Genomic DNA, 13,742 nt, shown 5'->3' with positions numbered 1-13,742 from the left:
GTCATGTCCTCGAATCTGTTGCGGTGATCAATGCCCACAGTCCGTCGGTCCCCGCCGCGGTGGCGAGCTCGGTCAGCGCGTCGTCCCAGGACTGCACCGAGCCGTACTCCGAACGCCAGGCCAGTGCGCGGGCGGTGAATTCATGCAGGCGGTGCTCGCGGGTGGTGCCGATGGCGCCGTGCACCTGGTGGGCGTTGCGGACGACCACGGACGTGGCGTGCCCTGCACACGAACGTGCCACGGCGACAAGGAAATCCAGGTGGCCCGCAGGTGAGTCCGTGCGCATCGCCTCGGCCAGCGCGGCATCGGTGGCGGCCCGCGCCAGCGCCGCTTCGGCGGCGATATCTGCCACAAGGTGTTGCACCGCCTGGAATTTCGCCAGCGGCCTGCCGAACTGAATACGTTCTCCGGCGTGCGCCACCGTCAGTGCCAGGATGCGGTCGAGCGCGGCGCACACCTGGATGCCGCGGATGAGGGCGGCACGCCGGCGCCACTGCGTGATGAGGGTGGCGGGAACCGGAGTCCCGGTCAATGAGCCGGTGTCGACGACGATGCTGTCGCGCGGTTCGCCCGCACCGTTGCGGCCCGCGCTCAGGCGCACGGACGTCACATCGACGTCCGCTACTCGGAACGCGGCGCGGTCAGGCCAGATGGCGACGATGCGCTCCGATGTCGCGGCCCATGGCACGGCCCGCGCGGCGCCGGACTCGTCGAGCAGTGCGGCGGTGCGCCGCGGGTCGCCCACCTCGAGTCCGGCGGCCTCCAGCAGCCAGCAGGCGAGCAGATCATGTTCTGCCACAGGCACACTCGTGGCGTGCCAGGCCGCGGCGCGCAGTAGTTCGGCCGCCTCGGCCCAGCCCGCCCCACTGCCGCCGGACCTCCCAGCTCCGGTGAGCCGCACGAGGCCCAGTTCGCCGAGCTGCGACCACAATTCGTCGAGTCCCTCGGTGGGTCCGTGACGTTCGCGGTGTGCGGCGAACACCGCCGACATCATGTCGACCAGATCGGGATCGACGCTCACCGCATCCCCAATCCACGGGCGATGACACCGCGCAGCACTTCGTTGGTGCCGCCCCGCAGGGTGAAGCCGGGACGCTGCACCACGGCGTCGGCGAGCAGCGTGCGGTATGGCTCGTCGTCATCCAGCTCGTCGGGAATGCCGAGCACATCGGCGAAGTCAGCGATATCGCCCTCGGTGGTGGTGCCCAGCACCTTGACGACCGCGGCCGCGGTGTCGGCCGGTTCATGGCGTTCCAGCGCTCCGGCGACCGCCGTCGACATCTGATGCAGTCCCGCGATGCGCGCGACGTAGCGACCGAGGTCGGTGTGCCGAGGCAACGTACGGGCGCTCATGTGCCCGGCGACGTCGGCCAAGAGCGTGAAGGTGGACAGAAACCGTTCGGGGCCACTGCGTTCGAAGCTCAGCTCGGAGGTCACCTGTTGCCAACCTTCGCCGATGGTCCCGAACACCATGCCGTCCGGGCCGTCGGGCACGAACACCTCGTCGAGGATGACCTCGTTGAAGTGGTGCTTGCCGTTCATCGAGAGGATCGGCCGGACGTCGACGCCGGGTGCGTGCAGGTCGACGATGAACTGGCTCAGGCCGTCGTGCCGATGTGCCGGGTCGAGCGGGGCGGTACGGGCCAGGCAGATGAAGGCGTGCGCGAGATGGGCGCCCGACGTCCACACCTTGGCTCCCGTGATGCGCCAACCGCCGTCCACGGGTTCGGCCTTGGTCCGCACGCTGGCCAGGTCCGAGCCGGAGTCCGGTTCACTCATCCCGATCGCGAAGTAGCATTCACCTTTGGCAATGGCAGGCAAGAACTTTCGCTTCTGTGACTCGGTGCCGTACTTCAGCAGCGACGGCACGATCTGGCGGTCGGCGATCCAATGGGCACCTACGGGTGCACCGGCGGCCAACAACTCCTCGGTGACCACGAACCGTTCCTGATGGCTGCGACCGTGCCCGCCGTATTCGACGGGAATGGTCATCCCGAGCCAGCCCCTGGCAGCCAGCGCCCGGGTGAAGTCCTCGTCCCAGCCCGTCAACCAACAGTCGGCAGACCGTCCGATCCGGCCGGCCTGCTGCTCTTCGGCGACGAACTGCCGGACCTGTAACCGCAAGTCGTCGAGCGCATGCGGGTCGCCTGCCACCGGCGGCACCAACCTGGTCATGTTCCACTCCGTCCCATGCGGTTTGCAACTTACCGCTGAGGGCGGCGCGAACCGGAGACCCGCGTCACTGCGGGCATGCCGCGGCGGTTCAGCTACGTTGTGTGAACTATGACTGCTACGTCCTCCGGTCTGACCATGTACACGACCAGCTGGTGCGGCTACTGCCGGCGGCTGAAGACAGCGCTGCGCGCCGAAGGCATCAGCTGGACCGAGGTCGACATCGAGGGTGACCCCGCCGCGGCAGAGTTCGTCGGTTCGGTCAACGGCGGCAACCATGTGGTGCCGACGGTGAAGTTCGCCGACGGCTCGACGCTGACCAACCCGAGCGTCAAGCAGGTCAAAGCCAAGCTCGGCTAGTCCCGTCCCCTCGCGAACAGTCAGTCGAGCGCGGCCCAGGATTCGATGATCTCGCGGGCGATGGAGATCGAACCGGGCAGCAGCAACCGCGACGACGACTCGACCGAACTCCAGTCGCCGTGCTCCAGCGCGTGCCGGATCTCGGCCCGGCTGAACCATGCGGCCTCGGCGATCTCGCCGTCGGTGAAGGCGAACGGCTGCTCGGGATCGCCGATGGCGTGGAAGCCGACCATCAGCGACCGGGGAAACGGCCAGGGCTGGCTGCCGAGGTACTGCACGTTGGTGACGGTCAGCCCGATCTCCTCGGCGATCTCGCGCACCACACAGCTCTCGAAGGACTCCCCCGCCTCGACGAATCCGGCCAGGATCGAGAACAACCGCTCGGGCCACACCGCCTGCCGGGCCAGCACAGCACGGTCGTGGCCATCGTGCACCAGGCAGATCACCGCGGGGTCGATGCGGGGGTACTCCTCGTGACCGTTGGCCGCGTTGACGCGCGCCCAGCCGGCCTTGACCGCTTTGGTCGCCGCGCCGTCGATCGCGCTGAACCTCGCCTGGTCATGCCAGTTCAGCAGCGCTGTCGCGGTGGCCACCAGTTGCGCGCTGGTGTCGTCGAACACCGAACCGGCCCGGCGGAGATCCAGCACCTCGGTTTCGGCATCGGGATCCTCCGGTGCCTCGAGCGCGCCACGCACCGCCCACACATGCCTGCCGTCATACAGGCGTCCCAGGAACACGGCATTCTCCGGGGGTTTGGTGCCGATCGCCGAGGCCTTGCCGAGCACCACCTTGCCCTGTGAGATCAACACCTGGTTGCGGCGGTCGACCCGCAGAAGCAGGGCGTCGGCCCACCCTGCGATCGCGGCATCGATGTCGGTGCGCACCATGTCGGCGCGGTCGGCCCCAACCCGGGACAGCAGAGGAACGTTGCGCAGTTCGAAGTTCATCAATCGCCCGTCGCGGTCTTGATTCCCCGTCGCTTCGCTCGCCCCGGTCACCGCTCGGCGTCCGCGCTGCGGATGTACAGCAGGCGGTCGCCGGACTCCAACGCGTCTACTTCGGGATCGTCCACCCGGACGAGCCGGCCGCCCCGCACCACACCGAGCACGATGTCGTGCAGGTGCCGCGGCGAGCCGCCCTCTTCCTTGGGTTCGACTTCCCGCTCGGCGATCGCGAAGCCCGCGTCGGGCGTCAGAAGATCCTCGACCATCTCCACCACGCTGGGGGTCTGCGTGGCGATGCCCAGCAGCCGGCCTGCGGTCTCCGCGGACACCACGGTCGAGTCGGCGCCGGACTGCCGCAGCAGATGCTGGTTCTCGGCTTCCCGTGCGGCCGCGATGATCTTGGCGTTGGGCGCCAGCTCCCGCGCGGTGAGGGTCACCAACACCGCGCTGGCGTCGTTGTCCGTCGCGACGACAATCGATTTGGCGTGATGCGCACTGGCCAGTCGCAGAATGTCGGACTTGGTGGCGTCACCGTGGACGGTCACCAGCCCGGCGCTCTTCGCGCGTTCCAACGCAGTGGCGTTCTCGTCGACGACGACGATGTCGGCCGGGGCGACCTCGTCACCCACCATGGCCGCCACGGCCGTGCGGCCCTTGGTGCCGTATCCGATGACGACGGTGTGGTTACGCACTCTGCTCCTCCATCGCTGAATCTTCAGCGCCTGCCGAGACTGGGTGGTCAGGGTTTCCACGGTGGTACCGATGAGAACGATCAGGAATGCCACCCGCAGCGGCGTGATGACCAGGACGTTGACCAGACGCGCCGAATCCGTATAAGGCGTGATGTCGCCGTAGCCCGTCGTCGAGAGCGACACCGTGGCGTAGTAGAGGCAATCCAGGAACGACAGCGGATGGTTCGGATCCGGAGCGCTGTCGACGTCGCGGTAGCCGTACCGATCGGCGTAGACGATGAGCACCGCCGCGAACAGGGCCGCCAATGCGTAGAACACCCGCATGGCGATTCTGCGCCCCGGGCTGACGAACGGCTCCGGGATCCGAAGTACGTCGGTGAGCGCGGCATCCGGCCGCGAGGTCAGGTTCTCGTCAATGGCGGCGAGCCTGCGCCGCAGTCTGCCTTTAGCCACGCGTACCGGTCATGCCGGGATCGATCGAAGCGGACGCACGCCACAATGAAACCATGACCACGGCCACACCTCAGCGAACCGCCGCCGCACGCACCGCCCGGCGACTCGCCGTCATGCTGCTCGGCATGGGCACGTTGCATTTCGTCGCCCCCAAACCGTTCGACACGATCATCCCGGCGGAGCTGCCCGGCACACCCCGCTTCTACACCTACGCCTCAGGTGTCGGCGAGTTGGCGACCGGCGCGATGCTCGCCGCCCCGCACACCCGGCGGCTGGGCGCACTCGCCGCGGTGGCGCTGTTCGTCGCGGTGTTCCCCGGCAACCTCAACATGGTCCGGCTGTGGTGGGACAAGCCGTGGCCCATGCGGATCCTCGCGATCGCTCGCCTTCCGCTGCAGATCCCGATGGTCACCACGGCTCTGAAGGTGTACCGCAACTCCTAGCCACCGGCCGGACGAGTTTGGCAAGCCTATCGTTGCTGGCAGCTCACAGTTTCGGTGTATATCGTCGCAGCCGTGTCGAGTCCCGCCCACCCGGCCGAACCTCACGTGGGATCGGTGTCATCGAAGCTGAATTGGCTGCGCGCCGGTGTACTGGGCGCCAATGACGGAATCGTCTCCACCGCAGGCATCGTCGTCGGTGTGGCCGCTGCCACTGCCGAGCGCGCGCCGATCCTGACCGCGGGTATCGCAGGACTTGCCGCAGGGGCGGTGTCGATGGCGCTGGGTGAATACGTCTCGGTGAGCACACAGCGCGACACCGAACAGGCACTGCTGCACAAGGAACGCCGCGAGCTCAAGACAGACCCCGCAGCCGAATTGGACGAACTCGCCGGACTCTACGAAGCCAAAGGGCTCTCGCCGGCGACGGCGCGTACTGTGGCCGAAGAGCTGACCGAGCATGACGCCTTCGCCGCACACGCCGAAGTCGAACTGGGTATCGACCCGGACGAACTGACCAATCCCTGGGAGGCGGCGCTGTCCTCGGCGCTGTCGTTCACCGTCGGCGCACTGTTGCCGTTGCTCGCGATCCTGCTGCCCCCGACCACCTGGCGCATCCCGGTCACCGTGGTCGCAGTGTTGCTGGCGTTGATGCTCACCGGCGCGGTATCGGCCGGCCTGGGCGGCGCACCCAAGGGTCGTGCGGTGCTGCGCAACGTGATCGGTGGCGGCCTGGCGTTGGCGATCACCTATGCGATCGGCCATCTGGTCGGCGCCGCGATCACCTGAGCTCGAAACCTCCCATCCAGCCAAGGAGTTTCCCATGACAATTATCAACGGCCTGCCGGCGCACGTGTTGTTTGTGCACGCCATCGTCATCCTCGCGCCGCTGACCGCGGTCCTGGAGATCATCTGCGCGCTGTGGGCGGGCGCCCGCAGGGGCCAGCTGGTCTGGATAACCCTTGTACTGGCCGTCATCACAACGATTTTGACCCCCATCACGATCCAGGCCGGCAACTGGCTGTACGACCTGCGCCGCAGCCCGGACGCCGTCCTGCAGGAGCATGCCGAGCTGGGCGACACCATGATCTATTTCTCGGTGGCACTGCTGGTGGTCGCTCTGGCACTGGTGGCGCTGCGATACGCCGAGCGGCGCGACGACAGCCGCCGGGTGTTGTACAACGCCATCGTCGCGGTGGTGGCGATACTGGTCGGCGTCGCCTCGATGGTGCAGGTCTATCGCATCGGCGACGCCGGGGCCCAGTCGGTGTGGAGCAAAGAGATCGCCCATCTCACAACGGCCAACAAGGGTTAGTCCCGGGTTAGTCCTGCTCCTGCGCTGCCGTCGGTTCGGCCAGCAGCGCAGCCAGTTCCTCGGCGCCGGGCAGGATTTCCGGCCTGACCGTGCGGCCGGACCGCACGTAGTGGAAGGCCGCGCTGACCGATTCCGGTGCGCAGCCGCGCAGCGCCGCCCAGGCCAGCCGGTACACCGCGAGCTGGATCGCGGCCTGCTGCTTGGCCTCCGGAGTATCGGGCGGCTCACCGGTCTTCCAGTCCACGACCGTGGTGGTCCCGTCGGTGTCGGCGAATACCGCGTCGATGCGGCCCCGCACAACGGTTTTGCCGATCACCATGTCGAACGGCACTTCCACTTCGATCGGCGTGCGGGCGGCCCACGGTGACATCACGAACGCGTCCTGCAGCTCGGCGAGTTCCTCGGCGCAGCCACGACCGACTTCACTGTCCACCGCGCCGGGCAGATCGTCCAGGTCGAACAACCGCTCGGCGTGGAAGAACCGCTGCACCCACTCATGGAATGCGGTGCCCAGCAGGGCATGTGGGTCCGGACGTTGCGGGAGCCGGCGATGCAGCCGTTGCAGAGCGGCCCGTGGGTTGCGGCTGAGTTCGACGAGCGTGCTGACCGACACCTGCCCGGGCAGTTCAGCCGGAGCTGACTGGGGCTCGCGGTCCCGTTCGGCCAGCAGCGCGTCCACATCCGCGGCCCAGCCGTCGGTGTCGGACCCGGCGTGGAGGTTACCTGCCATTGCCCGGCCGATGAGTTCAGCACCGCGCAGTACGTCGTCACCCGGACCGGCCTCGGCGGGCCAGATGGCTTCGACCGCCTTGTCCCGCAAGGGATTTTGCTCACCGGCGGCGGGCTCGGGCGCCCACTGGTCGATCTCGCCGCACGGGTGTCCTTCGGCGGCGGCATCCTCCAAAATCGCCTTGATCTCACACAGGAAGTCCGACGGGCCGCGGGGCTTGCCCTCGGTGGCGCCCCAGTGGTGTCCGGAGATCAGCAAGGTGTCCTCGGCGCGGGTGACCGCCACGTAGAGCAACCGGCGTTCCTCGTCGACCCGCCGCTGCTCGAGTTTGTTCTTGTGGTCGGCGATCTTGTCCGACAGGATCTTTCGATCGTTGACATCCGAGGTGTCCAGCACCGGCACGCCGATCTCGGACACCGTGGCGCGGTCGCCGCGCAGCAGCGGCGGCAGATCCGCGGCGTCGGTCAGCCACGTGCGCGCCGACGCGGTCGAGGGAAACACCCGCGCACTCAGATGCGGCACGGCAACCACCTGCCATTCCAGACCCTTGGCGGCATGCACGGTGAGAATCTGCACCCGGTCGGGTGAGACCGCCAATTCGGCAGGCGCAAGACCGTTTTCGACCACCGCCGCGGCGTCGAGATAGGCCAGGAATCCCTCGACCACGGAACCGGGTCGCCCGAGGACGTCCGCACCCGAGCGGCCGGCATAATCAGCCACCAGGTCGCAGAACGTGTCGAGATGTTCGGTGCCCGTCCAGCCCGCGGTCACCGGCCGAGCTGCGCGGGCCTCCGCATCCAGGCCTGCCACCCGCCGGACCTCGGCGACCAGCTCGGGCAGCGGGTGGCTCAGATGTGCCCGCAGCATCGTCAGTTCCCGGCCCAGCGCCACGATCCGCTGGTAGCCTGCGGCCGAGTAGTTCTCGGCCGCACCGGGATCGCAGATTGCGTCGGCCAGGCACGCGGCGTCGGCATCGGGAGCGGCCGCCGCGACGATATCGGCCGGACCGGGCTCCCCGTGCGGGCGGTCGTCCAACTCGACCGCTCGCCGCCACAACGCTGCGAGGTCGTTGGCACCGAACCGCCACCGCGGGCCGGTGAGGATACGCATGACCGCGGGCCCGGCGGTGGGGTCGGCGACCAGCCGCAGCATCGCCACCAGATCAGCCACCTCAGGCACTGCCAGCAGGCCGGCCACCCCGACCACCTCAACAGGGACCCCCCGGGCCTCCAGTGCTTCGGCCATGGGAGCGGCATCGGCGTTGCGCCGCACCAGAACCGCAGCCGTCGGCGCCGCCGAGCCGCTCTCCCGTGCACCGTGGTACCTGCCGGCTATCTGGTCGGCCACCCAATCCCGTTCGGCCGCAACATCGGTCAGCAGTGCACAGCGGATGGTGCCCGGATCGGCTCCGGGCCGCGGCAGCAGTTCACGCACCGAAACCGAACGGCGCCGCGCCTCAGCCGAAATGGCGTTGGCGACATGCAGAGTGCTGGGTGGATTACGCCAGCTGGTCCGCAACTCCAGGCTCGGCGCCGGGGTGCCGTCCGCCAACGGGAAATCGGTGGTGAACCTGGGCAGATTGGTGGCCGAGGCACCCCGCCAGCCGTAGATGGACTGGATGGGATCACCAACGGCCGTCAGGGCCAGCCCGTCGTCGGCACCACGCCCGAACAACGCCGACAACGCAACTCGCTGGGAATGCCCGGTGTCCTGGTATTCGTCGAGCAGCACGACGCGGAACCGTTGCCGCAACTGCTCGCCGACCTGCGGGAAACCGGCCGCCAGCCGGGCCGCGGCGGCCATCTGCATGCCGAAGTCCATCACCTTGTCGGTGCGCAGCCGGTGGTGCAGCGCGTCGATCAGCGGCACCAACTCGGTGCGTTCGGTTTGGGTCGCCAGCATGCGCAGCAGCCACTGGCTCGGCCCGCGGTCACGCTGATACGGCCCGGCCGGAAGGGTGTGGACCAGCCGCTCGAGTTCGGTGTGGGTGTCGCGCAGCTGATCGGTGTCGACGAGATGCTCGGCGAGTGCTCCGGAGAGACGCAGCACCATCGCGGTGACGGCTGCCGGGGTCTTGTCGGTGTCGAGCCGGCCCGGGTGTGCACACACCACGTCAAAGGCCAACTGCCACAGCTCGGTTTCGCTGAGCAGCCGGGTGTCCGGTTCGACGGGCAGCAACAGGCCGTGCTCGCGCAGCAGTGTGCCGGCGAATGCGTGGTAGGTGCTGACGGTGGCGGCTTCGTCGGCACCCAAGGACGGCGCGAGACCCGCACCGGCCAGTCGCGCCAGCCGGGTGCGGACCCTGCGCAGCAGCTGCCCCGCGGCCTTGCGGGTGAAGGTGAGCCCCAGGACCTGTGACGGTGTGGCATAGCCATTGGCCACCAACCACACCACCCGGGCCGCCATGGTCTCGGTCTTCCCCGCACCCGCGCCCGCGATCACCACGAGTGGACCGGGTGGCGCGGCGATCACCGCCGCCTGCTCGTCGGTCGGCGGGAAAAGGCCCAGCGCGGAGGACAGTTCAGCCGGGCTGTAGCGGGCTGTCACGGCCGGTGTCATGACCGCGGTGCCTGTGTCGGGCAGGACGAGCGCACCGGGCAGTTCGCGCAGCCGTCGTTGACTCTGGCCAGGAATTGCGGTCCTGCGGTAGCGGCCGCCGCGTCACCGACCGTCGTCAGCCAATCGGTACGGGTCTGAGGTGTCATCGGATCCTGTTCCCGCACGGTGGCGCCGGCCGCGCCGGGCTTGCCGAGATAGACCAGCCGACCTCCGCCGGGCTCGTCCGGGGCACCGTCCGCTTCGTCTGTCAACAGGCCTGCCGCAACGGCCAACTGGTACATGGCCAACTGGGCGTGGCTCTGCGCGTTCTCTTTGGTCACCGGGCTCTTGCCGGTCTTGAGGTCGACGACCACCAGACGACCGGCCTCGTCACGCTCCAGCCGGTCCAGCCGGCCCCGTACCCGCACCTCCGGCGTGTGGTCTCCCGATTCGGGATCGACGGGCCGGATGACGCCCTCGACGTCGATCTCGGTGCCGACCTCGGTGAGCTGACCCCGCGTGTCGGCGCGCCACCGGGTGAACGTCTCCAGCATCGCGCGGTGCCGGTCCAGCTCGTTGTCCGAATACCACTTCGCCTCGAAAGGCAGCCCATCCCAGACCTTTTCGAGCTCGTTGACGAGTTGGCTCTCGGTACGCGCCGACTCGGCGGCCAGGGCGTGCAGCAGCGATCCGACGGTCGAGCGGACATCGCGTCCTGCGCTGCCGCCGTGGCGTTCCAACAGCCAGCGCAGTGGGCAGTCGGCAAGCATCTGCAGCGTCGAGGGCGACAGCGTCACCACCTGATCGGCACCGGACCACAACGGCTCGTCGGTCGACAGCGGGGTCATGGCGTGCCAGTCTGCCGGGTCGGCTCCTGGCACCCCGGCTTGCGCCAGCCGGGCCAATTGTGTTGCCGCACACGCCCGGGCATCCTCGTCGACCGCGCCGTCGGGGGCACACACCACCGCGCGCAGCCGACCGACCAGCGCCGAGGGAACCAGCACCCGGGGCGCTTCCAGCGGCGGCAGCACCGGCGCATCGGTGGCCAGGGCCGTCAGCTCAGTGCAGAACGGCGAGGGCAACAGCGAGCCGTCACCGGCATCGCTGTCCACCGCGGTCACCAGCAGCCGGCTGCGGGCACGGCCCATCGCGGCCATCAGCAGCCGGCGTTCCTCGGCCAGCAGGGGCGCGCGGGTCGACACCGCGGCATCGGCCGGCGCCGAGACCCCGTCGAGCACATCGACCAGGTGCTGGGTTCCGAGCACTCCGCCGCGGGGAACGGTGTTGGGCCACAATCCTTCCTGCACACCGGCGATGACGACGAAGTCCCATTCGCGGCCGAGCGCGGCGTGGGCGCTCATTACCGCGACGGCGTCGGGCGCTCGACGCGGATCGGTGGGTGTGGCCGGCGCCCCGAGTGTCATGACGTGATCGATGAGACCGCGCAGCGACGCGCCCGCCGTCCGGTTGACGTATTGATCGGCGATGTCGAACAGCGTCGTCACCGCGTCGAGGTCGCGATCGGCCTGCGCGCCGAGGGTTCCGCCGCGCTCGCTGGCCGTCAGCCACCGGCGCTGCAGGCCGCACGCATGCCACACGTCCCACAGCGTGTGCCGCGGGTCGGCTCCGGCGGCCACACTCTGGTGAACTGCGGTCAGCACCGCACGCAGTCGCCGCAGCGGGCGCAGCAGCTCGACCGGCAGCCCTCGTGGTTCGGTGTCCACGGCGGCGACGACGAGATCGCCGAATTCCCGCGGTGGTGCCGAACCGCCGGCGCGACGCAGGGCGCGCCGCAGCTGCCGCAGGCTGACCGGGTCGACGCGCCCGATCGGCCCGGTCAGCAGGCTGAGTGCGCTGTCGCCGGTCAGCCGGCCGGTGGCGGCGGCATCGAGCACCGTGAGCAGGGCGGCGACGGCGGGCTGCTGGGCCACGGGCGGCGCATCGCCGACAGACTCGACTGGCACCCCGGCGCTGGTGAGGGCTCGGGCCAACGCGGTCCCCGCCCGCGGCACCGAGCGCACGATCACGGCCATCTGAGACCACGGCACCCCGTCGACGAGGTGGGCCCGCCGCAACGCGTCGGCGATCAGCGTGGACTCGGCGTGGGTGGATGCCGCGAGCCGCATGGTGACGGTGCCCTCGGCGGTGGCATTGCCGAGCATCTCGCGGGTCGGGCTGACGCCGGGGAGCCGTCGTCCGATACCGGCGATGGCGGTCGCGATCTCGGGCGCGCACCGGTGCGATCCGGTCAGGACGATGGTCGCGTCGTCGGCATCGCCCGGGTCCCGCAACAACACCGGATCGGCACCGCGGTAGCCGAACACCGCCTGGTCGGGGTCGCCGGCAATCACGGTCAACCCGGCGCCGGCCCCCAGCACGCGCACCAGCAGGGCGGCCTGCGGGTCGAGGTGCTGGGCGTCGTCGACCAGCAGCAAGCTGATCCGGGCGCGTTCGGCAGCCAGCAGGTCGGCGTCGGTGCCGAGGGCCTCCAACGCGGCCCCGACCAGTTCGGCCGCGCCCAGTGCGGGCACGGTGGCCTGCGGAGCGGCCATGCCCACCGCGGAACGCAGCAGCATGATCTGCTCGTAAGCCTGTGCGAACTGCCCGGCGGCCAACCACTCGGGACGCCGAGCCGAGCGGCCGAGCCGTTGCAGCGCAAGCGGATCCACACCACGCTCGGTGCAGCGCGCCATCAGGTCGCGAAGTTCACTGGCGAAACCTGCGGTGCTCAACGCCGGCCACAACTGTTCGGGCCAAGAGACACCCGAGTTGGGCCCGTCCTCCAGATTGCCGGCCAGCAGTTCACGGATGATGCCGTCCTGTTCGGCGCTGGTGATCAGCCGCGGCGGCGGGTCACCGTTGCGCTGAGCGGCCAACCGCAACACCGCGAACGCGTACGAATGCACCGTCCGCACCAGCGGCTCACGCACGACGTGCCGCTCCCCCGCCCCCAGCAGCCGCGCGGTGACCGCAGCCCGGGCGGCCGCCCGCAGCCGCGCCGAACCGGTCAGCAGCAGAACCGATTCCGGATCGGTGCCCGCGGCGATGTGCTCGACGGCCGTGTTGACGAGCAACGAACTCTTGCCGGTCCCCGGGCCCCCGAGCAGCCGCACCACGCCCGTGTTCCCCGGGGCGAGCAGCTCGGTACCCGCCAGTGCCGGTTCGAGATGTGCAGTCATGGAAGGCATGACACCAGAAGGGACCGACAAGTAGCGGAGCGGATTGGAGCGAGCAGCCCGACAAGTAGCGGAGCGGATTGGAGCGAAGACCCCGACAAGTAGCGGAGCGGATTGGAGCGAGCAGCCCGACCCTGGCAGCATCACGGGGGTGTCCCCCGATATGTTGAACGTCCTCCGGTACGGCCCGCAGGCCCCGGCTGAGGTGCTGTTGATCCACGGCGTGACCGGGCACGGTCAGCGCTGGCAGACCCTGGCCTCCGAGCTGCCCGGGGTGCCGATTCTGGCGCCCGATCTGCTGGGGCACGGCAGATCGTCGTGGGCGGCGCCGTGGACCTTGGCGGCCAACGTCGAAGCCCTGGCGGCGCTGCTGGACGGCCCGACGCTGGTGGTCGGGCATTCGTTCGGCGGCGCAGTGGCCCTCACCCTGGCTGCCACCTACCCCGACCTGGTTTCCGGGCTCGTGTTGCTCGACCCCGCGGTGGGCCTCGACGGTGGGTGGATGCAGGAGATCGCCGAGAACATGATGGCGTCGCCGGACTATACCGACGTCGCCGAGGCTCGAGCGGAGAAGGTGAAGGGTTCCTGGGGTGAGGTCGAGGCCGCCGAGCTGGACCGTGAGCTCGATGAGCACCTGATCGAACTGCCCAACGGACGATACGGTTGGCGGATCTGCATGCCCGCGATGATGGCGTACTGGAGCGAGCTGGCCCGGCCAGTTGTCTTACCGCGCACCGGAACACCCACCGTCCTCGTGCGGGCCACGAAGACCAGTCCGCCGTATGCCACGGATGTTCTCATCGACGCGCTTGCCGAGCGGCTCGGTTCCGATTTCACGCTGCTGGACTGGGATTGCAATCACATGGTGGCCCAGGCCCGGCCGGCCGAGACGGCGGCGCTGATCCGCGAACGGCTGGGATAG

General features: G+C 69.2%; 11 protein-coding genes. 5 read left to right on the top strand and 6 right to left on the bottom strand.

Going from position 1 to position 13,742, the window contains the following annotated elements:
- Nucleotide 1: 1 nt before the first annotated feature.
- A complete protein-coding gene (locus A5784_RS06110) occupies nucleotides 2-1,033 on the bottom strand; it encodes an acyl-CoA dehydrogenase family protein (RefSeq protein WP_502687496.1) in 1,032 nt (343 codons plus the stop codon).
- Complete coding sequence (locus A5784_RS06105; RefSeq protein ID WP_064943327.1) at nucleotides 1,018-2,175, bottom strand: acyl-CoA dehydrogenase family protein; 1,158 nt, start codon at nucleotides 2,173-2,175, stop codon at nucleotides 1,018-1,020. Before A5784_RS06105 ends, A5784_RS06110 begins: the two co-directional genes overlap by 16 nt.
- Nucleotides 2,176-2,283: 108 nt before the next feature.
- Between A5784_RS06105 and mrx1 the strand changes: the two genes are divergently transcribed.
- Entirely contained in the window at nucleotides 2,284-2,532 is a 249-nt protein-coding gene (mrx1, locus tag A5784_RS06100) for a mycoredoxin Mrx1 (protein WP_064943325.1), read from the top strand.
- 20 nt (nucleotides 2,533-2,552) lie between these two features.
- Here mrx1 and nudC read toward each other — a convergent pair whose 3' ends face one another.
- Nucleotides 2,553-3,479 carry an NAD(+) diphosphatase gene (gene nudC / locus A5784_RS06095; RefSeq protein ID WP_064943323.1) on the bottom strand — a complete coding sequence of 309 codons (927 nt, stop codon included), beginning with the start codon at nucleotides 3,477-3,479 and terminating at the stop codon, nucleotides 2,553-2,555.
- Nucleotides 3,480-3,526: 47 nt separating this feature from the next.
- On the bottom strand, nucleotides 3,527-4,621 hold the full coding sequence (locus A5784_RS06090; protein WP_064943321.1) for a potassium channel family protein: 1,095 nt from the start codon (nucleotides 4,619-4,621) through the stop codon (nucleotides 3,527-3,529).
- A 53-nt stretch (nucleotides 4,622-4,674) separates the two neighbouring features.
- On the opposite strand from A5784_RS06090, the gene A5784_RS06085 reads away from it, so the two are divergent.
- From A5784_RS06085 to A5784_RS06075, 3 genes are all read left to right on the top strand, one after another.
- Nucleotides 4,675-5,064: a DoxX family protein gene (locus A5784_RS06085; RefSeq protein ID WP_064943364.1), complete on the top strand. Its 390-nt coding sequence runs from the start codon at nucleotides 4,675-4,677 to the stop codon at nucleotides 5,062-5,064.
- A gap of 72 nt (nucleotides 5,065-5,136) precedes the next feature.
- A complete protein-coding gene (locus A5784_RS06080) occupies nucleotides 5,137-5,850 on the top strand; it encodes a VIT1/CCC1 transporter family protein (protein WP_064943362.1) in 714 nt (237 codons plus the stop codon).
- Between the two features lie 34 nt (nucleotides 5,851-5,884).
- A complete protein-coding gene (locus A5784_RS06075; RefSeq protein ID WP_064943360.1) occupies nucleotides 5,885-6,376 on the top strand; it encodes a DUF2231 domain-containing protein in 492 nt (163 codons plus the stop codon).
- Between the two features lie 7 nt (nucleotides 6,377-6,383).
- Here the strand turns inward: A5784_RS06075 and A5784_RS06070 are convergent, their stop codons facing one another.
- The gene (locus tag A5784_RS06070; RefSeq protein ID WP_064943358.1) at nucleotides 6,384-9,653 is read right to left on the bottom strand and encodes an ATP-dependent helicase; all 3,270 of its coding nucleotides are present in this window, start codon (nucleotides 9,651-9,653) and stop codon (nucleotides 6,384-6,386) included.
- Between the two features lie 8 nt (nucleotides 9,654-9,661).
- The gene (locus A5784_RS06065) at nucleotides 9,662-12,823 is read right to left on the bottom strand and encodes an ATP-dependent helicase (protein ID WP_156750410.1); all 3,162 of its coding nucleotides are present in this window, start codon (nucleotides 12,821-12,823) and stop codon (nucleotides 9,662-9,664) included.
- A gap of 160 nt (nucleotides 12,824-12,983) precedes the next feature.
- On the opposite strand from A5784_RS06065, the gene A5784_RS06060 reads away from it, so the two are divergent.
- Entirely contained in the window at nucleotides 12,984-13,742 is a 759-nt protein-coding gene (locus A5784_RS06060) for an alpha/beta fold hydrolase (RefSeq protein WP_156750409.1), read from the top strand.

It is taken from the genome of Mycobacterium sp. 852013-50091_SCH5140682 (genome assembly GCF_001665685.1).
GTDB lineage: Bacteria > Actinomycetota > Actinomycetes > Mycobacteriales > Mycobacteriaceae > Mycobacterium.
The sequence above is the reverse complement of the archived record's forward strand: the minus strand, read 5'-3'. Positions and strand labels throughout refer to the sequence as shown.

Coding starts and splice junctions, on each gene's coding strand:
- A5784_RS06075 (WP_064943360.1), top strand. CDS start 5,885: ATGACAATTATCAACGGCCTGCCGGCGCACGTGTTGTTTGTGCACGCC.
- mrx1 (WP_064943325.1), top strand. CDS start 2,284: ATGACTGCTACGTCCTCCGGTCTGACCATGTACACGACCAGCTGGTGC.
- nudC (WP_064943323.1), bottom strand. CDS start 3,479: ATGAACTTCGAACTGCGCAACGTTCCTCTGCTGTCCCGGGTTGGGGCC.
- A5784_RS06085 (WP_064943364.1), top strand. CDS start 4,675: ATGACCACGGCCACACCTCAGCGAACCGCCGCCGCACGCACCGCCCGG.
- A5784_RS06060 (WP_156750409.1), top strand. CDS start 12,984: ATGTTGAACGTCCTCCGGTACGGCCCGCAGGCCCCGGCTGAGGTGCTG.
- A5784_RS06065 (WP_156750410.1), bottom strand. CDS start 12,823: ATGACTGCACATCTCGAACCGGCACTGGCGGGTACCGAGCTGCTCGCC.
- A5784_RS06105 (WP_064943327.1), bottom strand. CDS start 2,175: ATGACCAGGTTGGTGCCGCCGGTGGCAGGCGACCCGCATGCGCTCGAC.